The organism is Variovorax sp. UC122_21 (assembly GCF_044056785.1).
GTDB lineage: Bacteria > Pseudomonadota > Gammaproteobacteria > Burkholderiales > Burkholderiaceae_C > Variovorax.
This window is the reverse complement of the sequence record NZ_CP172004.1, coordinates 6,572,931-6,597,882: the sequence shown is the minus strand read 5'-3', so window position 1 is coordinate 6,597,882 and position 24,952 is coordinate 6,572,931. Positions and strand designations below refer to the sequence as shown.

Annotated in this window: 16 protein-coding genes and 2 pseudogenes; 4 read left to right on the top strand and 14 right to left on the bottom strand. The window is 69.4% G+C overall.

Going from position 1 to position 24,952, the window contains the following annotated elements; all coding sequences use genetic code 11:
* Positions 1-106 precede the first annotated feature (106 nt).
* The 12 genes and pseudogenes from ACHMXE_RS43790 to ACHMXE_RS43735 all read right to left on the bottom strand — a co-directional run bounded on the left by ACHMXE_RS43790 (position 107) and on the right by ACHMXE_RS43735 (position 18,786).
* Positions 107-1,462: an esterase-like activity of phytase family protein gene (locus ACHMXE_RS43790; protein ID WP_395349590.1), complete on the bottom strand. Its 1,356-nt coding sequence runs from the start codon at positions 1,460-1,462 to the stop codon at positions 107-109.
* Positions 1,463-1,535: 73 nt separating this feature from the next.
* A complete protein-coding gene (pbpC, locus tag ACHMXE_RS43785; RefSeq protein ID WP_395349589.1) occupies positions 1,536-3,869 on the bottom strand; it encodes a penicillin-binding protein 1C in 2,334 nt (777 codons plus the stop codon).
* 19 nt (positions 3,870-3,888) lie between these two features.
* Complete coding sequence (locus ACHMXE_RS43780; protein ID WP_395349588.1) at positions 3,889-9,912, bottom strand: alpha-2-macroglobulin; 6,024 nt, start codon at positions 9,910-9,912, stop codon at positions 3,889-3,891.
* A 115-nt stretch (positions 9,913-10,027) separates the two neighbouring features.
* Complete coding sequence (locus ACHMXE_RS43775; RefSeq protein WP_395349587.1) at positions 10,028-10,504, bottom strand: DUF2269 family protein; 477 nt, start codon at positions 10,502-10,504, stop codon at positions 10,028-10,030.
* Positions 10,501-10,878, bottom strand: coding sequence for a DoxX-like family protein (locus ACHMXE_RS43770; RefSeq protein WP_395349586.1), 378 nt, complete (start codon positions 10,876-10,878; stop codon positions 10,501-10,503). The genes ACHMXE_RS43775 and ACHMXE_RS43770 overlap by 4 nt, the downstream gene beginning before the upstream one ends.
* Positions 10,875-11,354: an SRPBCC family protein gene (locus ACHMXE_RS43765; protein WP_395349585.1), complete on the bottom strand. Its 480-nt coding sequence runs from the start codon at positions 11,352-11,354 to the stop codon at positions 10,875-10,877. Before ACHMXE_RS43765 ends, ACHMXE_RS43770 begins: the two co-directional genes overlap by 4 nt.
* 7 nt (positions 11,355-11,361) lie before the next feature.
* Positions 11,362-12,480 (bottom strand): saccharopine dehydrogenase family protein, encoded by a 1,119-nt coding sequence (locus ACHMXE_RS43760; protein ID WP_395349584.1) that lies wholly within the window; start codon positions 12,478-12,480, stop codon positions 11,362-11,364.
* Positions 12,477-14,108 (bottom strand): FAD-dependent oxidoreductase, encoded by a 1,632-nt coding sequence (locus ACHMXE_RS43755; RefSeq protein ID WP_395349583.1) that lies wholly within the window; start codon positions 14,106-14,108, stop codon positions 12,477-12,479. Before ACHMXE_RS43755 ends, ACHMXE_RS43760 begins: the two co-directional genes overlap by 4 nt.
* A gap of 185 nt (positions 14,109-14,293) precedes the next feature.
* Complete coding sequence (locus ACHMXE_RS43750) at positions 14,294-15,859, bottom strand: polyamine aminopropyltransferase (protein WP_395349582.1); 1,566 nt, start codon at positions 15,857-15,859, stop codon at positions 14,294-14,296.
* Positions 15,856-16,074: a DUF350 domain-containing protein gene (locus ACHMXE_RS43745; RefSeq protein ID WP_019653703.1), complete on the bottom strand. Its 219-nt coding sequence runs from the start codon at positions 16,072-16,074 to the stop codon at positions 15,856-15,858. Before ACHMXE_RS43745 ends, ACHMXE_RS43750 begins: the two co-directional genes overlap by 4 nt.
* 64 nt (positions 16,075-16,138) lie before the next feature.
* Positions 16,139-17,632: a DUF4178 domain-containing protein gene (locus tag ACHMXE_RS43740; protein WP_203203453.1), complete on the bottom strand. Its 1,494-nt coding sequence runs from the start codon at positions 17,630-17,632 to the stop codon at positions 16,139-16,141.
* 103 nt (positions 17,633-17,735) lie between these two features.
* Positions 17,736-18,786, bottom strand: a pseudogene (locus tag ACHMXE_RS43735) (SPFH domain-containing protein).
* A gap of 180 nt (positions 18,787-18,966) precedes the next feature.
* Here ACHMXE_RS43735 and ACHMXE_RS43730 point away from each other — a divergent pair.
* The 4 genes and pseudogenes from ACHMXE_RS43730 (at position 18,967) to ACHMXE_RS43715 (ending at position 22,648) form a co-directional block, all read left to right on the top strand.
* A pseudogene (locus ACHMXE_RS43730) lies at positions 18,967-21,315 on the top strand (NADP-dependent malic enzyme).
* 201 nt (positions 21,316-21,516) lie between these two features.
* Positions 21,517-21,933: a ribonuclease domain-containing protein gene (locus tag ACHMXE_RS43725; protein WP_203206389.1), complete on the top strand. Its 417-nt coding sequence runs from the start codon at positions 21,517-21,519 to the stop codon at positions 21,931-21,933.
* Positions 21,934-21,986: 53 nt separating this feature from the next.
* A complete protein-coding gene (locus ACHMXE_RS43720) occupies positions 21,987-22,412 on the top strand; it encodes a barstar family protein (RefSeq protein ID WP_172705479.1) in 426 nt (141 codons plus the stop codon).
* The gene (locus tag ACHMXE_RS43715) at positions 22,391-22,648 is read left to right on the top strand and encodes a hypothetical protein (protein ID WP_203203456.1); all 258 of its coding nucleotides are present in this window, start codon (positions 22,391-22,393) and stop codon (positions 22,646-22,648) included. Before ACHMXE_RS43720 ends, ACHMXE_RS43715 begins: the two co-directional genes overlap by 22 nt.
* A gap of 93 nt (positions 22,649-22,741) precedes the next feature.
* On the opposite strand, the gene rsmA is transcribed toward ACHMXE_RS43715, so the two are convergent.
* Positions 22,742-23,509, bottom strand: a complete 768-nt coding sequence (gene rsmA, locus ACHMXE_RS43710; RefSeq protein WP_209540188.1) for a 16S rRNA (adenine(1518)-N(6)/adenine(1519)-N(6))-dimethyltransferase RsmA — start codon at positions 23,507-23,509, stop codon at positions 22,742-22,744.
* A 10-nt stretch (positions 23,510-23,519) separates the two neighbouring features.
* Positions 23,520-24,932, bottom strand: a complete 1,413-nt coding sequence (locus ACHMXE_RS43705; RefSeq protein WP_395349580.1) for a peptidylprolyl isomerase — start codon at positions 24,930-24,932, stop codon at positions 23,520-23,522.
* Between the last annotated feature and the right edge of the window lie 20 nt (positions 24,933-24,952).

The following is a 24,952-nucleotide window of genomic DNA, read 5'->3' as shown; positions in this document are numbered from 1 at the left end:
GCCAGGGCCGGGAGAATGAGAATAATACTCATCTGGCACGATTTCCCCAAGGAAACGCCCTGCTATCTCGACCCGAACGCAGGGCGATAGCGGGCGCTTCCGCCGCTCACTTCGCCTGCAGCAGCGCCCCCGCCTCGAGCAGCACCAGCTCGTTGTCGTCGGCCTTGTTCGGCTCGCGGCTGCTCGAGAAGGGCAGGTTGTTGTCGTTGCCGACGACGATGTGGGTGGAATCCACTACGTCGACGTTCTCGATGGTGAAGAACGGGAACTTGAGCACGCCGTCGTTGAGCGGCTTGCGCGCGAGCTTGTCGGGGTCGGCGATGTTCAGCAGGTCGATGTAGCCGATCTTGCGCACCGGGCCGCCGACGTTGGCGTCGCCGAGTTCGACCTTGTAGACGCGCTTGAACTTCGCGATGTCGTGGAAGCAGTCGGTGCGTTTCTGGCCTTCGGGACAGGCCTTGTCGCTGGTGCCTTCGCCGTTGTCGCGCTCGATGATCAGGCCCGTGGTGCCGTCGATCATGTTGAAGTCGCCGATGGCGTTGCCGTTGGCCTCGAGCACGTACTTCCAGTGGCGGCCGGTCCACTTCTCGCCCGCGACATCGAACTCGAGCACGCGCAGCGCTTCCTTGCCCTCGACCTTCTCGAAGTCCTTGGCCTCGGCGTTCCACACCGGGCCTTCGAGCAGCGCGTAGAGCTTGCTGCCGTCCTTCGAGGCGGCCATGCCCTCGAAGCCCTTGGAGCGCTTGATCTGGAAGTCGACCGCGCCGCCGGGCACGCCGGGCGTGGTCACGGCGGGGTTGTCGGGCGAGCGCACGACCTTGCCGTCGACCTGGGTGTCGAACACGGCGAGCACCTTGCCCTGGAGGTCGGCCTTGATCAGGTAGGGGCCGAACTCCTCGCCGATCCACAGCGCGCCGCCGGCGAACTGGAAGCTCTCGGGATCGAAATCGGAGCCGGTCAGGTAGCGCTGCTTGCTGCCCTCGTGGACGATGCGGAACGGCACCTTCTTGTCGGGGTCGTGCAGGAACACGGTGGCCAGGCGCTGGAACTTGCCGCTCTTGAAGTCGACCTTGTAGTGGTTGAGGTAGAGCATGAAGTCGGGCGAGTTGGCTTTCGCGCCGGCACCGTTGTCGGTGAGGATCCAGAAGCTGCCGTCGTCCATCTTCTTGATGCCCGAGTGGCCCTGCAGCGGCTGGCCCTTGAAGGGGAGCGACACGCCGGTGCCGCGGCCGCCCGAGAGACCCTCGACGCTGCCGATGGCTTCCACGCGCTTGGGCGTGGTGAACTTGCCGCTGACCTGCAGGTCGGTGGGCGCATCCTTGGGCGCGGCGACGAAGCTCTGCGCGGGCAGCACGGCATGGCCGGCGAGGGTGGCGGGGAAGGCGGTCTGGGCCGAGGCACCGGTGGCGGCGAACGCGGCGGCGGCGGCCAGAGCGAGGAGGGAAAGGCGCGTCTTCTTCATGGAGGTCGGGAGTCCGAGTCGAAAACGCGAGACCTTGCCGACGACGCGTGACGCCGCGGTGACATGACTGCCACTAAGGTGCGATATCGACGATCACTTCACGCGACTCGGCGCGCCCCTGGTCGTCGACGACGCGCAGCACATAGCGCCGGCCCGACTCGGCCAGGTCGGGCATCCAGGCGAGGCCTTCGCCGGGCGCGGCACGGCCGACCAGCGCATCGTCGGCGAACCAGTAGAGGGTCTGCGTGCCGGCCGCGGCCTCGGCGCGCAGCACCAGCGGCTCGGGCCTGGCAATGCGCAGCGTGTGGCGCACGCCGCGCAGTGGCGAGCTGATGAGCGGGGCGGCCTCGGGCGCGCCCGCGTCCTTCTGCTCGCAGCCGTCGGCGGGCACGCTGGCGCGCGGCAGGCCGGCCTGGCGGAACAGGCGGCGCATGTCGCTGCCCCACTGCTCGACAACCTGCTGGCGCGCATTCGGCTGCGGACCGCAGACCACCTTGCCCGTGGTCTCGTCGACCCACACGGCGCGATGCAGGTTGCTGACCTGGATCGGCGACTTGCCGGCGATGAACCAGGTGCGCGTGCGCACCGGGCACAGCGCATCGGGCAGGCCGCCGGTGGCGGCGCAGACCTCGACCTGGCGCAGGTTGGCCGGCTGCGTGACGGCGACCTCGCCGGGATCGAGCCGCTCGGCGCGCAGCGCGTCGACCATGCGCAGGAACAGCGGCGCGGCCGCGTCGACGCCCACCAGCGCGGGGTTGCTGCTGCCGTCGAAGTTGCCGACCCACACCACCAGCACGTGGCGGCCGAACACGCCCGCGGTCCAGGCATCGCGAAAGCCCCAGGAGGTGCCGGTCTTCCAGGCGATGGCGGGCCGCGCGGGCAGGGTGGTGTCGGGGCGCGGCGTCTGGCGCAGCATGTCGAGCGTGATGAACGAAGCCTCCTCGCTCAGCAGCCGCAGCGGCTGCGCGGGCCGCTCGTCGGGCGCGGGCTCGGTGTAGCGCAGCGGCTGCGCGACGCCGCCGTTGGCCAGGGTGCCGTAGAGGCCCGCGAGCTCCTCGGGCGTGACCTCGCCGCCGCCGAGCACCAGCGCGAGGCCGTAGTGCGATTCGCTCTGCAGCTTCTGCACGCCGGCCAGCCGCATGAAGTCGTAGAGGCCCGGCTTCGAGAGCTTCGCGGCCACCGCGACCGCGGGCACGTTGCGGCTGCGGATCAACGCCTCCTGCGCCGACAGCGGCCCGGCGAAGCGGTGGTCGAAGTTCTCGGGCGCGTAGGGGCCGAAGGCGGTCGGCGCGTCCTTCAGCATGGTCTTCGGATGCAGCAGGCCCTGGTCGAGCGCGAGCGCATAGATGAAGGGCTTGAGCGTGGAACCCGGCGAGCGCTTGGCCTGGGTGCCGTTGACCTGGCCCGCGATGGTGTCGTCGTGCCAGTCGGCCGAGCCGATCAGCGCACGCACCTGCATGGTCGAGGCATCGAGCAGCAGCGCGCTCGCGTTGTTCATGCCGACGTCGGCATGCGTGCGCAGGTACTGGGCCATCACGCGCTCGAGCGTGGACTGCATGCGCAGGTCGATGGTGGCGCGGATCTCGACCGGCGCCGCGACGCTGGCATCGCTTCGCGGCTGCGCGAGCAGCATGTCGGTGAGGTGCGGCGCCAGGAAGGGCAGGCTGCCGCGCGACTGCGCCGAGAGCACGAGCTGCGCGTCGGGCGCATGCTGGCGCGCGGTGGGATCGCGCTCGGCCCACAGCGCCCAGAGCCGTTCGCGCGCGGCCTGCAGCTCGGTGTTGCGGCCGCGCTCGGCGATGCGCTTGACCGGGTTCTGCGGAATCACCGCGAGCGTGAGCGCCTCGGGCAGGCTGAGCCTGGCGGCGTCCTTGCGGAAATAGATCAGGCTCGCGGCCTGCACGCCCTCGATGTTGCCGCCGTAGGGCGCGGTGTTGAGGTAGGCCTCGAGGATCTCGCGCTTGCCGTGGCGCGCCTCGATCCACAGCGCGGCGGCGATCTGCGCGACCTTGCCGCCGGCCGTGCGGCTGTCGATGCCATAGAGCCGGCGCGCGAGCTGCATCGTGAGGGTGGAGCCGCCCTGGCGGCGCTCGCCGCTCGCGATGCGCCAGGCGCTGCGCACCAGCGCCGCGGGGTTGACGCCCGGGTGGGCGTGGAAGCGCCGGTCCTCGTAGAGCAGCACCGCGTCGATCAGGGTGGGCGAGATGCGCGCTAGCGGCACCCACAGCCGGTACTGCTCGTCGGCCGCGAGCGTGAGCCGCAACAGCTCGCCGCCGCGCGCATAGACGGCGCGCGAGCTGCCCACCGTCTCGCTGAGCGGGGCATGCGGCCACAGCCGCAGCAGCGCGAGCAGCAGGGCCAGCAGCACGCCCGCGATCAGGGCCCGACGCGCGAGGGTCCGGGTCATGACTCGCTCCGCTCCGGCCTCAGTTCGCGACGACCTGGAAGCGCGCACCGGCCGAGCGCGCGTAGATGCGCCGGTCGTACATCGCCTCACCGTAGGCCGCGGGCACCACGAAGTCGCCGACGTTGGTGGCGCGCGCCTTGTAGGTCACCTCGAGCAGGTTCTTGTCGACGCCGCCATAGAACACCACGCGGTCCTCGCGGATGTCGGCGTACTGCACCTTCCAGGAGCCGTTGCCGCCCAGGCGCTTCTTCCAGACCGGCGCGTCGGCGTTCTCTCCCTCGGCATCGTCCCCCACGGCCTGCAGCACGGGCTCGAGGCCGCCCGGCAGCAGGTCGACCAGCGCGACGTCGGCGATCTGCGGCCGCTCGAGGCTGCGCACGCGCACCCGCACGGTGACCTCTTCGCCGAGCTTCGCCTTGGTGACCGGGTTGCCCTTGGCATCGAGCACCTCGTGGAACACCTCCAGCCCCTGGTTCACCGCGGTGTCGGGCTGCTTGCGTTCGAAGCCCTGCTCGGTCCAGCTGTAGTAGAGGTTGAAGTCGCTGTCGTTCGCGAGGCCCAGCTTCGCGGTGCCGGCGGGCACCGCGGCGCGCGCCACCGGGTTGACGGCGCCGAGCGCGAGCGCCGCGGCCTTGCCCTGCGCATCGATGGCCGAGGCCGTGAGCTTGCCCTCGGCGTTCTGCGCCACGGCGTCGAAGTAGGCATCGACCGCCATCAGCATCGCGGCCGACGACAGGCTGTTGTACCAACCGTCGCGCACCATGCCGGCCATGCCTTCCCACACCGCGGGCTTCAGCGTCTTGAGCCGCGCGGGGAAGTGCCGCCCCACCAGGTGCAGCATCATGCTGTCGTGCACCAGCGGGTCGTAGTAGCGGCCCCAGACGTTGCGGCGCTGGTTCTTCTCGCTGCGCGCGAGCAGGTCGGCCCACACGGGGTTGAGCAGCTCGTTGGCCACCTGCTCCTGCTTCACGAGCTGGTAGCTCGCCGCGAGGTAGACGGCGCCGAGGTCGTCGCTCCAGCCCGCGGTCTGCTTGGCCTGCTGGTTGCGCCAGGTCTCGCGCAGGTTGGCCAGCGCGGCCGGCACCACGATGCCCTGGCGCGTCAGCAGGTAGGCGGCCTGCGTGCGCTGGCGCCAGCCGTCGAGCGACGAGTCGCCGCTGCCGAGCCAGCCCTGCAGGTAGGTGTTGGCGCGCTGCAGCAGGTCCTGCGGCACCGGCAGCTTGTGGTCGCGCGCCTCCACCAGCAGGTGCACCGCATAGAGCGTCGCGAACGGATCGGCCCCCGCGCCGGGCCACAGCGAGAAGCCGCCGTCGGCCGTCTGGCGCGCGCGCAGCTGCACGAGGTAGCGCTCGAGCGTCTTGCGCGCCTCGGGCAGCGGGCCCTGGTCGGCCGTGCGGCCGCGCGCCATCTCCTTCAGCAGTTCGGGCCGGCCCGCGAGCAGCACGGCCGGGAAGGTCTGGCTCGTGATCTGCTCGGTGCAGCCATGCGGGTAGGCCTCGAGGTATTGCATGAGGCCGGTGGCGAAGGCCCAGGGCGCGGCCGACACCGCGAGGTCGCTGCGGCGGAAGTTCGGATAGAAGTCGCCCTTGCTCGCGATCTCGCCCGAGCGCTGGAAGCTGCCGGCCTGCACCAGCGAGACGAAGGGCGAGGCGGGCCGCACGCTCACCTCGGTGGCGAGCCGCGCGCTGAAGTTCTTGTGGGTGGAGGTGAACACCAGCGCCGAGGAACCCAGCACCGCTTGCTCGCCGGGCTTGGCGCGCACGTTGAACTTCGTGCTGGCCTCGCCGCGCTCGTTGACCTTGAGCGTCTGCGTCGCATCGCCGACCGCCTCGAGCCCGCCCGAGGCGGTGAGCGTGATCGCGATCGGCGCCTCCTTGCCCGAGCCCGCGATGTTGTTGGCCAGGCCCACGCCGACCTCGACCGTGTCGCCGGGCGCCATCGCGAGCGGCGCGTTCGGCAGGATCACCATGTCGCCGCGCACCGTGGTGCGGGTGCTCTTCGCGGCCGTGGTCTCGTCGTTCACGGCCACCGCCATCACGCGCAGGCTGCCGTTGAAGCTCTCGGGCACGGTGTAGCTGAACTCGCGGCTGCCGTTCACGTCGACCAGGCCCGACCAGTAGGCCACCGGCTTGTCGCGCTTGCGCTTGAACGGGTTCAGGTGCTTGCCGAGCTCGCCTTCGCCGTCGCCGCCGGGCGCGGCGCCCTGCATCAGCTTCTTGAACTCGGGCAGGATCAGGTCGAGCGTCTGCAGGGTGCCGACCTCGAGCGCGCGCTTCTGGAAGAAGTGCTTGAGCGGGTCGGGCGTCTTGTAGCGCGCCACCTGCAGGATGCCCTCGTCGACCGCGAACACCACGGCGCGCGTGGGCTGGTCGCTGGTGAGCTTCATCTTCACGGTCTGGCCGGGCTTCACGAGCTCGGTGCTCGTGAGCTGCAGGTTGGCGCTGCGCTTCGACAGGCTGGTCGCGAAGGGCACGACGCCGTAGGACAGCGGGCTCATGTAGACCTCGTCCGAGGCCGGGTCGCGCACGAAGTGCACGTTGATGTAGCCGGTGCCCTCGAAGTCCTTGGGCAGCACGATCTTCTGCACCGAGGCGGTCTTGTCGGTCTTGAACCAGGCGTGCGCGTAGACCTTGTCGCGCTCGATGGTGATGAGGCCCGCGCCGACGTAGGGCGCGCGGATGCTGACCTCGATCTCCTGGCCCGGCTCGTAGTCCTTGCGATCGAGCGTGAGCTGCAGCTCGGCATTGCGGTCGAGCGAGCGGCTGACGTTGGCGTTGCCCGCCACGCTGTACTCGACGCGGTTGAGCTCGAGCCCGCCGGCATTGCGCACCACGTAGGCGAAGTTGCCGGGCGTGCCGGTGTCGAGCGCCACGTTGTTGCCGGCTGCGCCGATGGCCAGCGGCTTCTCGTCGAGCACGATCTCCTTGCGCCGCGATTCGTAGCGGTACAGGCCGTTGTCCTGCTTGATCAGCACCGACAGCACCTTGCGCTCCACGCGCTGCAGCACCAGGTCGGCCACCGCGGTCTTCTTCGCCTGCGGATCGATCGCGATCACGTGCGCAGTGCGCGCCGCGCCCTTGCTCACGTAGCCGGTGTCGCCGTCGACCTTGACGCCCACCAGGTAGGGCAGGTCGCTCACCAGCGTGCGCGCCTCGGCCGACACGCTGCGCCCACCCTCGGGCTCGAAGGCCTTGGCCAGCACATGCACCTGGTAGGTGGCGGAATCGAAGCGCGACAGCCGCAGGTCGAACTCGGCCTTGCCCTCGGCGCTGGTCTGCACGCTGCCGAGGTCGTCGACCTGCTTCTCGGCCGCGCGCTGCGGATCGAAGAAGGCGTAGTCGGCGAAGGCACGGAACACCGGGAAGGCCGGGCTCAGCGTCAGCGTGCCCTCGACCTTGCGGTCGGGCGCGGGCGTGCCGAACAGGTTCTGCACGTCGATCAGCGCCTTCATGTCCTTCGGCTTGACCCAGCCTTCGGCGATCTCGCTGCTGAGCCTGGCCGTGACCTTGGTGCGGTCGGGCAGGAACTCCTGCACCTTCACCGTGGTGCTGCCCAGCAGCAGCCCCTGCACCTCGGGCGCGCCGGGCGAGGACTCGCGCGGCAGGTAGAGGTTGACGGTGTAGCTGCCGGTGGGCGAGGTGTCCTGCGTGGCGTGCGCGATCTCGGCCGCGCCGCCGGGGCCGAGGCGCAGCTTCTCGCGCCGCACGCTCAGGCCGCGCGCATCGATGATCTCGGCTTCGAGCGGCAGGTCGCGCAGCGAGGTGCCCCAGTTGCCGGCCTTCACCATCATCGCGATGTGCATGGTGTCGCCCGGGCGGTAGATGCCGCGGTCGCTGAAGACGTAGGCCGTCATCTGGTTCGGCACGCCGGCCGCGCGCAGGCCGCCGACGTCGAAGCGCGAGATGTCGAGCGTGCGGTCGGTCTTGTTGAAGGGCAGGAAGCTCAGGTCGCCGTCCTTGCGCACCACCAGCACCACCGGCTGCTTCTCGCGCTGGAAGCCCGCGAGGTTGGGCAGCTTCGCGCGGCCCGTGGCATCGGTGGCCTGCGACGCCACGATCATGCCGTTGCGGCCCCACACCTCGACCAACGCGCCGCCCACGGGCTGGCCGTTGGCGATGCTCTGCACGAACACGTCGCGCGTGCCGTCGAGCGACTTCTTGGCGACGATGCCCAGGTCGGTGACCAGCACCAGCCGCTCGTCCTTCTGGTCCTCGGGGTTGCCGCTCTCGGGATTGCCCTCGTCCTCGCCGGACGACTGCTGCTCCTCGTCCTCGGACGACGCCTCGGTGGCGTCCGCTTCGCCCTCGGGCTTCTTCTTCGCCTTGGGATCGAAGCCCTGCACCTTGAGCAGGAACACGCCGCGCCGGTCGCTGATGTCGCTGCGCAGGTACTCGGCGAAATCGACCGTCTCGTAGTGCGCCTTGCCGGGCGGAATGGCGAGCGGGATCTGCTTCTCGAAGCGGTCGACCAGGTTGTCGGTGCCGAGGCCACCGTAGAACTTGGGATGCGAGAAATCGCCGTTGCTCTGCGTCACCAGGTGCTGCAGCTGCTGCGGCAGCAGGCGCCCGATCTCGACGCGCACGCCCGGCAGGTCGCGCACCAGGATCGGCAGCTTGCGCTCGCCCGACAGCGCGAGCAGCGAACCCTGGCTCATGATCGTGAGCTCGGGCGCAAAGGTCTTGAGCAGCTGCACGCTCTGGAAGGCCGTGCCGAGCTGGTAGCCGCCGGGCGTCTTCAGGCCCTTGGCCACGCGCACCAGCAGGTAGCGCCCGCCCTCGGCCTGCGGCAGGCGGAAGCTGACCGTCTCGGTCACCTCGCGCTCGCTGGCGATGGGCTGCAGGCCGATCTTCTTCGCGCGGTGCAGCACCGCGTCGGTGATCTTCGCTGGATCGGCGGACCAGTCGAACTTGTCTTCCGGATCGCCCTTGGGATCTTCGGTGGCCGGCAGCAGCCAGGCCTGCACCAGGCGCGCCATTTCGCGCTCGTGCACCGGCATCGAGGCGCTGACGTGCATCACGTGCTCGGGCTCGCCGTTCTCGCCGGTGACGATGGTGGGCTCCACGCTCGCGATGTCGAGGCTGAAGAGGCCGGGGATGTCGACCGCGCGCGAGACGTCGTTGCGCTGGCCCGGGCCGCCCTTCTGCGCCACCGCGCCGGCGGTGAGGCTCAGCAGCACGGGGCGGGTCTTCTCGGGAATGGGCAGGGGCTCGGACTGGACCGTGGCCGTGAGGCGCAGCTTGTCGTAGCTGACCGTGAACTTCTCGCTCGCGCATTTGCCAACGCTGAAGAACGAGCTGCTGCAGGCCTGGTCGTAGGTGAGCACCAGCCGCTTCTCGAACTCGGCGGTGTTCACGGAATGCGAGAAGCGCACCTGGAACAGCGCGCGCCGCACGTTGGCCTGCACCGGGTCCTGGTAGAACTCGGCGCCGGCGATGCGGGCGCTGAACTCGGCCGAGCTGAAGTCGTACTTGCGCTGCTCGATCTCGATGTGCGGCGCGAGCGCGTCCTTCGAGAGCTGCACCTTGTAGGCCTGGCCCACCGGCCAGTCCTGCGCGGGCACGAACTCCAGCTTCTTGGCATCGGTCCAGGTCCAGCGCCCGGCGATGGCGGGTTCGATGCCGACACCAACCGCTTCCTGGCCGACACGCGCGATCGGCGCGACCGAGGCCGAGAAGTTGATCACGACCGGATTGGGCCCCTTGTCGAGCTCGATCTGGGTGCGCGGCGGCGGCACGATCTGCGCGGTCGCCACGATGGGCTCGACGCGATCGGGCGTGAGGCCATGCCACCACTTCAGGAGCTGCGGGCTGGCCATCCAGCCCGCGAACGCCAGCAACACCAGCAGCAGCACCCAGACGAGCCGCTGCTGCAGCCATTGCAGTCCCAGCAGCAGCAGCGCGCCCGCGATGCGCAGCCAGCCCGGGGGTCGCCAGGAACCGATGAGCCCGCGTGCGAGCGGGCGCAGGAAGCCGAGCGCGCGGCCCAGCCCGGTGAAGAGCACGTCGCTGAGCGACGCGAGTTTTCGATTGGCAACTTGAAGCATGGAAGCTCCCCCGGTGTTTTTGTTGGCGCCTGGCAGTCTCCAGGCTGTCTGTGAAGCAATCGCGGCGTGTGTGAAGTCTGCGTGAAAACCGCACGGGCGCGCACCCCGGCCCGGTTCAGGGCGAGAGCGCGGGCTTGTTCACCATGAGCCAGAAGACCAGGACCATGGCCACGAAGGCGGGATAGCCGAGCCACTCCCACCAGCGTTGGTAGCGCGCATACAGCGGCGGCAGCGGCTGGCCGTCGCGGTGCGCCTGTCCGGCCATCGCGGCCATGCGGATCTGCAGCCACACCACGGGCAGCCAGCACGCGCCTGCGAACACGAAGAGGCCCAGCGACAACGCGAGCCATGGCGTCGACAGCGGCCAGCCCGCCATGTGGGCGAGCGCGAAGCCGGTGGCAGGCTGCAGGATCACGGTGGGCGTGGTGAACCACCAGTCGGCGCGCACCACCAGCCGGCTCACCACCGCCTGCGCCGCCACGCTGCCACTGCGGTTGGTGAAGAACATGTAGAAGGCCGAGCCCAGCCCGGTGCCGACCATCAGCACGCTCGAGACGATGTGCAGCCACTTGAGGACCAGGTAGGTGTTCATGGCACGGCGCGCCGGTACAGGTGCCACAGCAGCGCGGCGATCGGCAGGTTCTTGAGCAGCGGCCCCAGCGGATGCAGCCACAGCGCCGGCTGCAGGCCGGTGGCGACCGCCGTCATGAGCAGCAGCAGGCCGAGCGCCGCGAAATAGCTGGCGCGGCCCGGCCGCCACCACAGCGCGAGGCCGACGACGAGGTCGGCCGCCGCGCCGCCGACGATCAGCAGATGCACCAGCCAGGGCGGCGAGGCGATACCGGCCTCGGCCAGCACCCGGCGGCTCTGGCCGTCGAGTTCGACGATGCTGACGACGGCCGTGACCAGCCAGACCGCGACGAGGCTCAGGCGCAGCAGGCGGTCGTCGTCGGCCCGCTGCCTCATATCCGCGCGCTCCCGTGCTGCGTGCGTTGCCAGTCGACGACTTCCTGCGCATGGACCGCCAGGAACGCATGCATGCGCGCAAAGCGCCGCCGGGTCTGCCGCGCGAAGGCCCGGGCGACGATCGGTTGCAGCAACCAGCGCAGGGCCTTCGGCCCCGCCTCGATGGTGTAGGTGTAGATCAGCACGGAACGACCGGGCTCGGTGTCGCGGTGCCGCATCGATGCAGCCCAGCGATCGAACGGGAAGGAGCGGCCGATCATCGAGGCGGCGGCCAGGTGCGGACGATCGAAGCTCACGAAGCGGGTTCGCATCGACAGCCCGCGCAGCCAGCCGTGGCCCACGTTCTCGGTCTCGGCGCCGACGAAGGGGCACGGCGCGCCGCCCACCACCCGGGCATCGCCGACCAGCGAGTCCCAGCGCGCGCGCCACACGTGGTAGTGGAAGGTGTCGAAGACCACGTCGGCCGGCGCCGGCATGTCGAACTCAAGCCGCTCGTGCGCCATCGTCGACCACGTCCGTCACCATGCCCCAGCGCGCGAACTCGGGCTCGAACTCCCGCAGCGCGAGCAGCCCCATGCAGGCCTGCGCGCCCATCGGCAGCGCATCGCCGCGCGCGAGCCGGCGCGCCAGCAGGATGGCGGCCATGCAGGGAATCTCCGGCCCATGGTTGTCGTCGGCCGCGATGTGCCAGGCGCGGTGCGCGGCGGCGCCTCGTGCGTCGATGCCTTCGACGCGCACCACCATGCCGCCGAGCGCGCTGCCGAACGCATCGAACAGGCCGCCCGTGGCATGCAGCAGCGGCGCCAGCTTCTGCGGCGCGGGCAGCAGGCCGATGCGGCGCAGGGCCGCCAGGAAGGCGAAGGCCTGCTGCGTGAGGCCCACCTCGAGCGCGGCACGGAACATCACCGACTGCACGCCCGGATGGCGCGCCGGGAAGAGTTCGAGATCGGGGATGTCGCACAGCGCGCCGCGGCGCGGGCGCATGCGCGCGAAGCGCACGACCGAGGGCCGGGCCCAGCCGGGCTGCTCGGTCCAGCGGCCTTGCTGCCAGACGCGGATCGGCGCGCCGCAGTAGGCGAGCACGCCCGCGAGCGTGGCCTCGCCGCGCGGCGCGCCCTGGGCCGGCGCGATGCAGATGTCGATGTCGCAGATGCCCTGCCAGCCGGCCGCGAGCTGGTCGACCACGGCCGACGAAAGCGCCGGCACGGTGCTCGCGCCCGTGACGGCCGTGCGGCCCGCGCCGCGAAAGACGCCGTCGAGCGCCGCGGGAAAGTCGCAGACGAAGCGACGGCCGTCGGCCAGGTCGATGTAGTGCGCGCCGGCGGCGGCCACCGCCTGTGGCACGCGGTAGTCCTGGTTCTGGAACGGACCGGCCGTGTGGATGACGAGCTCGACGCCGAGCTCGCGCAAGCCCCGTGCGAAATCCGGCGACTGCGCATCGACGCGAACGGCACGCGCCTCGCGCGGCAGCGATTGCGCGAAGGCCGTCGCCCGTTCGAGATCACGGCCACCCACCAGCAGCTCGATGGCCGCGTCGGCGGCCAGCGCGCGGCTGATGCGCGCGCCGAAGTTGCCGTAGCCGCCGAGCACCAGCGTCTTCATGCCAGGCTCGCTCCGGCCACGTGCCCGCGCGTGAAGGCTTCCTCGAAGATCGAATAGCCCGACCAGTCGGCATGCGCGAACGACAGCCGGCCCGCGATCACGCTGCCGCGGTGCGCATCGTCGGGCGCGGTGCGCTGCGAACCGATCTGCGCCAGCAGGCCGGGCCGCGGAATGGCCATGGCGTGCCCGTAGCGCGTGATCTCGATGCGCGTGGCCAGCGCGGGCAGGTCGGGGTGCGGCACCGAGAGCTCGGCCAGCAGGTCGTCGCGCCAGCCGGTCCAGGGCCGCTCGAGCAGCAGGCGGCGGCCGTCGCCCTCGTCGTAGCGGCTCGGGCCCAGCGGGCGATACCAGCTCAGCACGGTGCCGCGCGGCGTGGGGTCGAGCGTCTGGTGGCGCGCATCGACATAGCCGAGGCCGCGCGTGCCGTAGACCACGTTGTCCCAGCTCGGCGCGGCGCCGGGGCGGTCGACCAGCGGGCCGCGCAGGTGCACGTTGGCCACCAGCCAGGGCGCATGGCGCACGTGCGCGGCGGCATGCGCGAGCACCGCGGGCGCGTTCTCGACCACGCGCGCGGCGACGAACACCGGCAGCGCGACGATGCAATGCGCGGCCTGCCAGCGCACCAGCGATTGCGAGGCGGCATCCCAGGCATCGACCTCGACGCCGCCGCGCAGCTCGGCGATGCGCACGACCACCTGGCCCGTGCGCAGCCGTTCGCCCAGCGGCGCGGCCAGCTGCTTCGTGAGCCAGCCGTTGCCCTCGGGCCAGGTCAGCACGCCGTCGCGCTCGGGGTTGGTGTCGTTGGCGCTGCCCGACGGATCGCCGGGCGCGTGGAAGCCGTGCCGACTCGCGAAATAGTGGATGCCGGCCCAGGCCGAAACCTGCTCGATGCCCGCGCCGTAGTCGTCGCGGCAGCAGTAGTCGAGGTACCAGCGCAGGTGCTCGTCGCTGAATCCCTCGCGATCGAGCCAGGCCGAGAAGGCCTGCGCATCGAGCGCCAGCAGCTCGGGCGTGACCGCGACCTTGAGCGTGGGAATGGCGAAGTGGGCTGCATGCTGGAGCGCGTCGATGCGCTGCGCGAAGCGGCGGTACTGCGCCTGCGTGTCGGCGCCCACGCCATGCACCGGCAGCAGGCCGTCCTGCCACTCGCCGTGGAAGAACAGCCGCTCCTGCGGGCTGTGGCACAGCGTGCGCTCGTCGTATTCCCAGCGGCCGGCCACGCGCCGGCGCAGGCCCAGTTCCTCGAGCAGGTCCTGCACCTCGCGCGCATCGTCGCCGGGCACCGGCAGGTAGTGCGCGCCGAGCGGGCAGGCGATGCCGTTGACCAGGCCGCCGCGCGCATTGCCGCCCGCGCTTTCCTCGAGCTCGAGCAGCGCGAAGTCGTCGATGCCCGCGAGGCGCAGCGCACGCGCCGCCGCGAGCCCCGCGACGCCACCGCCGGCGATCAGCACGCGGGTCTTGCGCGTGCTCGCGGGCGCGCGCGACTTCAGCGTGCCGTCGCGCATCGCGTGGCCGCGCGCCATGTCGATGCCGGTGAAGCCGCCTTCGATGGGCGGCGGCGCATCGCAGCCGGCGAGCGCGAGCGCACCGGCGGCGCCGACCGTGCCGAGGAAGCCGCGCCGCCTCATGCCCATGTCGCCATCACCTCGCGGAGCCAACGAACTGCGCCCGACCTGCGGTCTGCCAAGGGCCCGCGTAGCGCGGCCTGTTCGGGAGACACCGTGGAACCGGCTTTGCCGGGCCACGGGTATCGCCCCCGGCGAGGGGGTTGGCGAAGCGGCACGCAGTGCCGCGCAGCCTGGGGGAGGACCATTTAATGTGCCATGACCTTGCCCCACTCTTGCTCATAGGTGGTGACGAGGACCTGGTTGGAGAGCCGGTTGACCTCGGCCGGCACGCGCGCCATGTCGAGCGGGAAATCGAACATCAGCGGCAGCGTGGGCGCGGACAGGAAGCGCAGGCCCGCGGGCAGCGCGTCGGGCTTCCGGTAGGGGCGGTGGCTCGCGATGATGAAGCCCCATTCGCCGAAGCTCGGCACATGCACGTGATAGGGCGTCGCGGTCAGGCCCACCGACTCCACCGTCTGCGCCACGGTCCAGAAGCTCTTGCGCGCCACCAGCGGCGAGGTGGTCTGGATCACCGCATAGCCGCTGGCCGCGAGGCGCTTGTCGAGCAGCGCGTAGAAGCTGTTGGTGTAGAGCTTGCCGATCGCGAAGTTGGTGGGATCGGGAAAGTCGACCACGATCACGTCGAACAGGTCATCGTCACTGCGCTGCTGCAGCCACTGGAAAGCATCGGTGTTGACGATCTTGAGCTTCGGCGACGACAGCGAATGGCCGTTGAGCGCGGCCAGGGTCTCGTGCTCGGTGAACAGCTTCGTCATGTTCGGATCGAGCTCGACCAGCGTGACCGACTCCACCGAGGGGTACTTGAGCACCTCGCGCACCGCCATGCCGTCGCCGCCGCCGAGCACCGCCACCTTCTTGGGCGCGCCGTGGGCGGCCATCACGGGATGCACCAGCGCCTCGTGGTAGCGGTACTCGTCGCGCTCGGCGAACTGCAGGTTGCCGTTGAGGAACAGCCGGTGCCCGAGCAGCCCGCGCGTGACCACGATGCGCTGGTAGGGCGAGGTGGCGCTGAAGACGATGCGGTCCTGGTAGAACTTGTCCTCGGCCAGCGTGGTGATGTGGTCGGCGCCGATGAAGCCGCCGAGCAGCGCCGCCAGCGACAGGAAGCAGGCCAGCGCATGCGCGCCGACGCGCCGCAGCTCGTGGCGGAACAGCCAGAGCGCCCACACCGCCACCGCCGCGTTCATGAAGCCGAACAGCAGGCCGGTGCGGATCATGCCGAGCTGCGGCACCAGGATCAGCGGGAAGGCCACCGACACCGCGAGCGCGCCGAGGTAGTCGAAGGTCAGCACCTGCGACACCAGGTTCTTGAGCGCCACGTTGCGCCGCAGGATGCGCATCACCAGCGGGATCTCGAGCCCGACCAGCGTGCCGACCACGACCACCAGCCCGTACAGCAGCAGCCGGAACGCGCCGGGCGCATAGGCATTGGCCAGGAACAGCACCGCCGGCAGCGCGCCGCCGATCAGCGCCACCATCAGTTCGATGCGCAGGAAATGGGCCGGCAGCTGGCGGTCGAAATAGCGCGACAGCCACGAGCCCACGCCCATCGCGAACAGGTAGGTGCCGATGATGGTGCTGAACTGCAGCACCGAGTCGCCCAGCAGGTAGGAGCTGAGCGCCGCCGCGCTGAGTTCGTAGACCAGCCCGCAGGCGGCCACCACGAAGACGCTGGCGAGCAGCGCGATCTCTACGGGCTGCGGCCCGCGCGCATCGGCCGGGCGCGCGGACGGGGCCTGCTCCGCGCTCAATGGATGGCGGCGGCGACGATGATGCTGATGCCCAGGCTCATCGCGGCGACGACCAGGCCCAGCGCCACGTTCTGCTTCTCGACGATCTCGCCCCACAGGTCATAGGGCGTGATCTTGTCGATGATCAGGAAGCAGAGCCAGAAGATCACCACGCCGATCAGCGCGTACACGAGCGATCCGAGGACCACGCCAGGTTTCAGCCATTCAAATCCCATGGGGACCTCCAGTCGTATCTGTATCGTATCAGTCGATGAATCGGAAGCGGCAGCGCGATCTTCGTCATTTGTGGCCGCCGCCGCTCGAGGAGCCGCCGTAGGAGCCGCCCGAGCTGCGGTAGCCGCCGCCCGAACCGCCGCCGCTGCTGCTGCAGGTGCTCAGGATGATGACCAGCACGATGATCACGATGGCGATCACGATCATGGTGCCGCAGCCCAGCCCCGAAGCCGCGCTGACCGGCAGTGCGTCGGAGCGCTCGAACAGGTCCTTCTTGGCATCGAGCTTGAAGGCCGTGGCGACCGCGCCGCTGTCGATCTTGCTGCCCGAGGACCAGGTGAGCTCGTTGGCCGAGCGCTCCATCGACAGCAGGGCGCCGCCCGACGCGAAGTCGCGGTTGAAGGTCTTCTGCCCGCGCTCGACCTGCCAGTAGAACTCGCCGGCCACGTAGGTGGTCTCGGCGTTGTAGGCGTACTGCTGCTGGTAGCGCTTGCCGAGGTAGGTGGCGGTGCTGCCGTTCTCGGCCATCACCGGCGCGCCGGTGGTGGGGCGCACCATGCTCCAGCCGTCCTCGGCATCGACCAGGAAGCTGAAGCCGCGCTTCTTGTTGTAGAGCAGGTATTCGTCCCAGCCGAACTGCTCGTCGTCGCCGGGCTCGCTGCCCATGCGGTGCTGGAAACCCACCACCTGCCACTGCACGCCCTGCAGCTGGCCCATGCTGCCCAGCGCGATCAGCGGGCGCACCGGCTCGTTCTGCGCCGCATGCTTGAGCTCGCCGCCGATGCCCTGCGACAGGTCGATGATGCTGTTGCACGAGCGGCAGGTGACGCTCTTGCTGTCGGCCAGGTTGAGCGTGACCGGCGAGCCGCAGTTGGGACAGTTGAAGCTGCGACCCTTCTCGTCCTTGGCGGAGTCCTCGCGCAAGCCCGTGAGCTGCAGCGATTCGAGTTCGACCGAGCGGCCCAGCGCGGCCGTGGGCGGCTGCGAGCCGTAGTCCAGGCTCAGCACCAGGCCCTTGTCGTTGCGCAGCTCGACCACCTGGAACGGCCGGCCGAGCTCGGGCAGGTGCGGCAGTTCGCCCTGCGCCGAGACCAGCGTCACTTCCTCGTTCGAGGCGACGGTGTAGCTCTGGCCGTTGAAGGCGGTGGTGGCGCCCACGCGCAGGTCGGCCGCGGCCGGCGGCGTGCGCTGCAGTTCGAACGGCAGCGAGAAGACGTACGCGCCGTTGTCCTCGCTGAGCACGCCGGTGCGGTCGCCGTCGAGGGCCGCGATCCATTCGGTCCAGCGGCCGCCGGCGTACTTGTATTGAAGCCGGCCGACGATGGTGAAGGGCTTGTCCTGGATCCGGCCCGCGGCGAACAACTGCAGCGGGCTGAAGTCGTCGAACAGCTCGGCCATCTTGCCGGTGCGCGCGAGCGTGTCGCCCTGGCGCACGACGGTGCTCTGGCAGTAGGGGCAGACCGCATGGGTCGACTGGGCCGATCGGAACTCGACCGGCGCGCCGCAACCGGGGCAGGGCGCGCGGTAGTAGCGCTGGGTGCCGCCGGCTTCCTCAGCCATGGCGCGCACGCGCGGACGCGAGGCCCGCGGCGTTCTTCCAGCCGATCATGCCTCTCACGCCCGTCGAGCGGGCGTCAGGCGCTGTACAGAACATGGCGCCGGGTCAGACCAGCTTCTTGAGCAGTTCGGCCTTCTTGGCGTCGAACTCTTCCTGGGTCAGGATGCCCTTGGTCTTGAGTTCGCCGAGCTTCTCGAGCGTGGTCATCACGTCGTTGGGGTTCACCACCGCCACCGCCGGCTGCTGCTGGGGTCGCGGCCGCCTGGGCCGCCGCGTTCGGGCTCAGGCCCTGCGCGAGGTTCTGCGCCAGCACCTGGCCGAGCGCCACGCCGGCGCCCAGGCCCATCGCGTCGCCCGCGATGCCGCCGCCGTTGGCGGCACCCTCGGCGAACTTGGGGATCGCCTGCGCCGTCTGGTACTGCATGAACTTGCCCATGTCGTTGCCGACCATGCCCATGCCGATCTTCTGGTCGAGGATCTTCTGCAGTTCCTCGGGCAGCGAGACGTTCTGGACCGTGATGTTCTCGAGCTTGATGCCGATCTTGGCGAACTCGGGCACCAGCTGGGCCGCCAGCGCCTGCGCGAACTGGATCTGGTTGGCCGCGAGGTCGAGGAAGGGCACGCCGCTGGAGGCGATGGCGTTGCTGATGTTCTGCAGCACCAGGCCGCGCAGCTGGCCGTCGAGGTCGGCCACGGTGTAGATGTCGCGCGTGCCCGAGATCTCGGTGTGGAACAGCTTGGCGTCGCCGATGCGGAACGAGTAGTTGCCGAAGGCGCGCAGGCGCACGGCGCCGAAGTCCTTGTCGCGGATGGTGATGGGCTGCGGCGTGCCCGACTTCTGGTCGACCTGCTGGCGCGTGCTGAAGAAGTAGACGTCGCTCTTGAACGGGGACTCGAAAAGCTTGTCCCAGTTCTTCAGGTAGGTCAGCACCGGCAGCGTCTGCGTGGTGAGCTTGTACATGCCGGGGCCGAACACGTCGGCCACCTGGCCTTCGTTGACGAACACCGCGACCTGCGACTCGCGCACCGTCAGCGAGGCGCCGTTCTGGATTTCCATCTCCGCCATCGGGAAGCGCCAGGCCAGCGTGCCGTCGCCGGACTCGGTCCACTGGATGATGTCGATGAACTGTTTCTTGATGAAATCCATCAGGGCCATGGCTGCGCTCCTCTAGAGGGTTTTTGTGCGGACTTGGCATATTGCCACACCGACTTGACGGCGGACCCGTGCTTTTGGTCATTTTGGTCATGGCTGCACCCTGGCCAGGCGGCATAGTCCGTCATCGTCCGAGGTCTACAATCGGCGCCCCCAGAAGAAGCGCCCCAGGAGCAACGGCACATGTCTGACACGACCCCTTCGTCATCCTCGACTCCCTCGCCGAAGACAAACGCGCCGAACTTCGACGTGCCGCCCTCGAGTACCACGAGTTCCCGGTCCCCGGAAAGATCTCGATCGCCGCGACCAAGCAGATGGTCAACCAGCGCGACCTGTCGCTGGCCTACTCGCCCGGCGTGGCCGCGCCCTGCGAGGAGATCGTCAAGGACCCGGCCAACGCCTTCAAGTACACCGCGCGCGGCAACCTCGTGGCGGTCATCACCAACGGCACCGCGGTGCTGGGCCTGGGCGACATCGGCCCGCTGGCTTCCAAGCCGGTGATGGAAGGCAAGGGCGTTCTCTTCAAGAAATTCGCCGGCGTCGACGTGTTCGACATCGAGATCGACGAGAAGGACCCCGCGAAGCTGGTCGAGGTGATCGCCGCGCTCGAGCCCACCTTCGGCGCGATCAACCTCGAGGACATCAAGGCGCCCGACTGCTTCTACGTCGAGCGCGAGCTGCGCAAGCGCATGAAGATCCCGGTCTTCCACGACGACCAGCACGGTACGGCGATCACCGTGGCCGCGGCCATGCTCAACGGCCTGAAGGTGGCCGGCAAGAACATCGCCGACGTGAAGCTCGTGACCTCGGGCGCGGGCGCCGCGGCGCTGGCCTGCCTGAACCTGCTGCTCAAGGTGGGCCTGAAGCGCGAGAACGTGTTCGTGACCGACCTGGCCGGCGTGGTCTACGAAGGCCGCACCGAGCTGATGGACGACGACAAGCGCCAGTACATGCAGAACACCACGGCGCGCTCGCTGGCCGAGGTGATCGAGGGTGCCGACGTGTTCCTGGGCCTGTCGGCCGGCGGCGTGCTCAAGCCCGCGATGGTCGCCAAGATGGCGACGCGCCCGGTGATCTTCGCGCTGGCCGATCCGAATCCGGAAATCACGCCCGAAGACGCGCGCACGGTGCGCGACGACATCATCATGGCCACCGGCCGCACCGATTACCCGAACCAGGTCAACAACGTCCTGTGCTTCCCGTACATCTTCCGCGGCGCGCTCGACTCGGGCGCGACCACGATCACCGACGAGATGGAGATCGCCGCGGTGCACGCCATTGCCGAGCTGGCCCAGGCCGAGCAGAGCGAGCGCGTGGCGGCCGCCTACGTCGGCGAGAAGCTGTCGTTCGGCCCCGAATACCTGATCCCGAAGCCCTTCGACCCGCGCCTGATGATGAAGATCGCGCCGGCCGTGGCCAAGGCGGCCGAGGAAAGCGGCGTGGCGCTGCGTCCGATCAAGGACATGGACGCCTACCGCGACAAGCTGCAGAGCTTCGTCTACGCCTCGGGCACCACCATGAAGCCGATCTTCGACGCCGCCAAGCGCGCGCCGAAGAAGCGCGTGGCCTACTGCGAGGGCGAGGAAGAACGCGGTGCTGCGCGCCGCGCAGATCGTGGTCGACGAGGGCATCGCGCGCCCGACGCTGATCGGCCGCCCGGCGATCATCGCCCAGCGCATCGAGAAGTTCGGCCTGCGCCTGAAGGAAGAGCTCGACTACGACGTGGTCAACGTCGAGCAGGACCACCGCTACCGCGACTTCTGGCAGACCTACCACCGCATGACCGAGCGCAAGGGCATCACGGTGCAGGTCGCCAAGATCGAGATGCGCCGCCGCCTGACGCTGATCGGCGCGATGCTGCTGCACAAGGGCGAGGTCGACGGCATGATCTGCGGCACCTGGGGCACCACGCTGATCCACCTGCACTACATCGACCAGGTGATCGGCAAGCGCCCCGGCGGCTGCGCCAGCACCCCGCAGGACGTGCCGGTGTACGCCTGCATGAACGGCCTGCTGCTGCCCGAGCGCCAGGTGTTCCTGGTCGACACCCACGTCAACTACGACCCGACGCCCGAGGAACTGGCCGAGATCACGACCATGGCGGCCGAGGAGATGATGCGCTTCGGCCTCAAGCCCAAGGCGGCGCTGCTGTCGCATTCGAACTTCGGCACCAGCAACGAGCCCAGCGCGCTGAAGATGCGCAAGACGCTCGACCTGCTGCGCGTGCAGGCGCCCTGGCTCGAGGTCGACGGCGAAATGCACGGCGACGTGGCGCTCGACAGCAAGCAGCGCGCGGTGGTCATGCCGCACAGCGCGCTGGCCGGCGATGCCAACCTGCTGGTTTTCCCGAACATCGATTCGGCCAACATTTCCTACAACCTGCTCAAGACGGCGGCCGGCGGCAACATCGCGATCGGCCCGGTGCTGCTCGGAGCGGCCAAACCCGTGCACATTCTCACGGCGAGCGCCACCGTGCGGCGCATCGTGAACATGACGGCACTCACGGTGGCCGACGCCAACGCTGAACGTTAAGCTTTAGCAAGCATTCCTTCGAGAGTGGACGCCAACTTATGGTGTCCCTGTCAAGCCCCCGATACTGCTCAAACTTTGGGCAGTCGCTTGCTATTTTCGCCAGCGTGGTGCACACTCGCGGGCTTGGATTTGCGGGTTAACCCCAAGGTTGATCGCTGATCCGAACCCCCCGCTCTTTTCTTGTGGTGCCTCTCTATGGCGATGGCGTCTTGCGCCTCGATCACGTCCTCTGTCGCTAAGTTTGCGCTCACCGGCTTCATGCTGGCGGCGCTGGCGACGACGGGGGCCGAGGCCCGCGGATGGTTCGGCGCCGGGAATTCCACCGCCCAGGAAACGATTGCGCTGGCCGAGCTGCCGGCGCAAGGCCAGCGTACCTACGAAGCCATCCTGAACGGCGGCCCCTTCCGGTACGACAAGGACGGCTCGGTGTTCGGCAATCGCGAACGGCTCCTGCCCCCGGCCCGGCGCGGCCACTATCGCGAGTACACGGTGACCACGCCCGGATCGCGCGATCGCGGCGCCCGGCGCATCGTCTGCGGCGGCGAGAAGCGCACGGCACCCGAGGCCTGCTGGTACACGGCGGACCACTACGCGAGTTTCAGGCGGATCACGCCATGAGCGGCGACGACAACGACTTGAGCGGCGCACCGAAGCGCCCCGAAGAAATGATGATGACTATGGAAAGACCAGCGGAGATGACTTTATCCCTTCGTGGCGTACGCCCGAACATCGTGCAATCGATTCGCGCGTTCCGCGTGAGCGACCTGCAGGACGCCGCCAACGCAGCGGGCCAGCACTTCCTGTACGCCAACCTGGGCAACGCACAGACGAAGCAGGACGTGCTCGACCTGATCGCCCAGCAGTTCACCTTTCCGGCGCACTTCGGCAAGAACTTCGACGCGCTGTACGACTGCATGACCGACCCGTTGCATAAATCGGGCCCGCAGCCCGGTTTCGTGATCGTTCTCGAACAGATCCCGGCCAATGGCAAGTTCGACAAGGAAGCGCGCGAGCAGCTGCTCGACATCTTCCGCGACGCGTCGGACTACTGGGGCGACCGCAAGGTGCCCTTCCGGTGCTTCTATTCTTTTCTGTAGCCCGTTCTGCACAAACCAGCCAAGCAGAACGGGCGAACGAGGCCCAGCCGACCGCCGCGGCAACCCTCGATGGCATCCAGATCGATCCGGCCACCGTCGCCCCCGCGGTGACCGCCACCGCGACCGATGAACCCACCGGCGAAAAGATGCCGACCGACAAACTGGTCGATGTCTCGCCGCTCGCCTTGCGCATGAGCAGCCCGTTCAACGCGGGCTACTGGCTCGCCGCGGCGTAATCGAGAAAGCGCTCGCCGGGCACGTTCCGGCACCGCAAGAAAAAAAACCCGTCGTCGACGGGTTTTTTCGTTTCTCCCGCAGACAACGCCCGCTCAGCCGAGCCCCGGCGTCTGCGCCAGCGCCACGTACTGCTCGACCGGCACCTCCTCGGCCCGGCGCTGCGTATCGAATTCGCCGGCGAAGCCGTGTTCGTCGAGCCACTTGCCCAGCGTGTGGCGCAGCAGCTTGCGGCGCTGGCTGAACGCGACCTGCACGATCTCCTCGAGCCGCTTCGCATCGACCGCCGGCGGCGTGGCCAGCGGCACCATGCGCACCACGGCGCTGTCGACGCGCGGCGGCGGATCGAAGCTCTCGGGCGGCACGAACAGCACGTTCTCCATCGCGTAGCGCCACTGCAGCATCACGCTCAGGCGGCTGTAGTCCGAGGTGGCGGGGCGCGCCACCATGCGGTCGATCACTTCCTTCTGCAGCATGAAGTGCTGGTCGGCCACCAGGTGGGCATAGCCCAGCAGGTGGAACAGGATCGGCGTGGAGATGTTGTAGGGCAGGTTGCCGACCACGCGCAGCGCGGTGGTCGGCACCTTCGCCGCCAGCGCCGCGAAGTCGACCTTGAGCACGTCGGACTCGACCACCTCGAGCTGCGGATGGCTGCGCAGCCGCTTGGCGAGGTCGCGGTCAAGCTCGATGACGGTGAGCCGGCCGAGCCGCTCGACCAGCGGCTGCGTGAGCGCCGCGAGGCCGGGACCGATCTCGACCATGGGGTCGCCGGGCTGCGGCGCGATCTCGCGCACGATCGCGTCGATGATGCCGCCGTCGGACAGGAAGTGCTGGCCGAAGCGCTTCCTGGGAATGTGCGCCATCGTGTGCCGATCAGGACTGCGGCGGCTCGCGGAACTCGACGTAGGCGCGCGCGCGCACTTCCTGCGCCCAGGTGTTGAAGGCTTCCTCGGTGCGCTGGTCGCGCAGCACGGCACGGGCGGCTTCGCGCTGCTCGTCCTGGCTCGGCTTGACGTTGCGGCGCTCGAGCACCTGGATCAGGTGAACGCCGAAGCGCGACACCACCGGATCGCTGATCTGGCCCGGCGCGAGGCGGTTCATGGCCTCCTCGAACTCGGGCACGAACATGCCCGGGCGAGCCCAGCCGAGGTCGCCGCCGTCCTTGGCGCTGCCGTCCTGCGAGTTGTCGCGTGCCAGGCTGGCGAAGTCGACGCTGCCGCCGCTGGCCTCGATGCGCCGCTTGAATTCGGCCAGCTGCGCCACCGCCTGCTCGGTGGTGCGCTTGGGGTCGTTCTGCAGCAGGATGTGGCGCGCATGGGTCTGCGTGACCACGGCATCGGCCGAGCCGACCTGTTCCTTGGCGATCACCTTGACGACGTGGAAGCCGGCGGCCGTGCGCACCGGCCCGACGATGCCGCCCACGGCCGTGGACTGCACGGCCTCGACGAACAGCGGCGGATAGCGGTCGGCCGTGCGCATCCCGAGCGCGCCGCCATTGGCGCGGTCGGGCGCGTCGGAATTGCTCTGCACCAGCTTGGTGAAGTCCTCGCCGGAACGCGCGCGCTGCGCGAGGCCCTGGGCCTTCTGCTGCGCCTGCGCCACCTGCGCGTCGGTGGCGTTCTCGGGCACGGCCACCAGCAGTTGCGCGAGGTTGAGGTTCAGCATGGACGGATCGCCCTTGCCGCCGCTGTTGCGCTGGTCCAGCAGGAACTGGTCGGCTTCCGCGTCGCTGACCTTGACCTTCGAATCGACCTCGCGGCCACGCAGGCGCGTGAGCAGCAGCTGGTCGCGCAGGTCGTTGCGGAAGGCCTGCAGGCTGATGCCTTCGGCCGTCACGCGCTGGCGCAGCTCGGGCAGGGTCATCTGGTTCTGGCGCGCCACGGTCTGCTCGGCCTGGTCGATGGCGATCTCGTCGACCTTGATGCCGGTTTCCTTGGCGAGCTGCAATTGCGCGCGCTCGGAGATCAGCCGCTCGAGCACCATGCGCGCGAGTTCGGGGCGCGGCACGCGCTCGGCGTCGGGGTTCTCCTGGATCAGCCGCTGCACGCGGGTCAGCACCTCGGTGTTGGTGATCGGTTCGGAATTGACCAGCGCGACGATGAATTCGGCCGAGCGCTGCACCGGTGCCGGCGGCGCGGCGGGCCGTGCGGCCGGCGGCGCCAGGCGCGGACCGGCGCGCATGATGTCGGTGATGCCGCCGCTGGAACGGAAGCCCTGCTGGGCGCCGGCGGTAACGGCCAGCGTGGCGAGGCAGGCCAGGCTGAGAATGGAACGGATGTGTTTCATGGCGTTGCTCGGTCTCTCGT

Excerpts from the sequence above, each read along its gene's own strand:
- ACHMXE_RS43720 (WP_172705479.1), top strand. The coding sequence starts at position 21,987 with ATGACTATGGAAAGACCAGCGGAGATGACTTTATCCCTTCGTGGCGTA.
- rsmA (WP_209540188.1), bottom strand. The coding sequence starts at position 23,509 with ATGGCGCACATTCCCAGGAAGCGCTTCGGCCAGCACTTCCTGTCCGAC.
- ACHMXE_RS43790 (WP_395349590.1), bottom strand. The coding sequence starts at position 1,462 with ATGAAGAAGACGCGCCTTTCCCTCCTCGCTCTGGCCGCCGCCGCCGCG.
- ACHMXE_RS43770 (WP_395349586.1), bottom strand. The coding sequence starts at position 10,878 with ATGAGGCAGCGGGCCGACGACGACCGCCTGCTGCGCCTGAGCCTCGTC.
- ACHMXE_RS43725 (WP_203206389.1), top strand. The coding sequence starts at position 21,517 with ATGGCGTCTTGCGCCTCGATCACGTCCTCTGTCGCTAAGTTTGCGCTC.
- pbpC (WP_395349589.1), bottom strand. The coding sequence starts at position 3,869 with ATGACCCGGACCCTCGCGCGTCGGGCCCTGATCGCGGGCGTGCTGCTG.
- ACHMXE_RS43740 (WP_203203453.1), bottom strand. The coding sequence starts at position 17,632 with ATGGCTGAGGAAGCCGGCGGCACCCAGCGCTACTACCGCGCGCCCTGC.
- ACHMXE_RS43760 (WP_395349584.1), bottom strand. The coding sequence starts at position 12,480 with ATGAAGACGCTGGTGCTCGGCGGCTACGGCAACTTCGGCGCGCGCATC.
- ACHMXE_RS43745 (WP_019653703.1), bottom strand. The coding sequence starts at position 16,074 with ATGGGATTTGAATGGCTGAAACCTGGCGTGGTCCTCGGATCGCTCGTG.
- ACHMXE_RS43765 (WP_395349585.1), bottom strand. The coding sequence starts at position 11,354 with ATGCCGGCGCCGGCCGACGTGGTCTTCGACACCTTCCACTACCACGTG.
- ACHMXE_RS43780 (WP_395349588.1), bottom strand. The coding sequence starts at position 9,912 with ATGCTTCAAGTTGCCAATCGAAAACTCGCGTCGCTCAGCGACGTGCTC.
- ACHMXE_RS43755 (WP_395349583.1), bottom strand. The coding sequence starts at position 14,108 with ATGAGGCGGCGCGGCTTCCTCGGCACGGTCGGCGCCGCCGGTGCGCTC.
- ACHMXE_RS43775 (WP_395349587.1), bottom strand. The coding sequence starts at position 10,504 with ATGAACACCTACCTGGTCCTCAAGTGGCTGCACATCGTCTCGAGCGTG.
- ACHMXE_RS43705 (WP_395349580.1), bottom strand. The coding sequence starts at position 24,932 with ATGAAACACATCCGTTCCATTCTCAGCCTGGCCTGCCTCGCCACGCTG.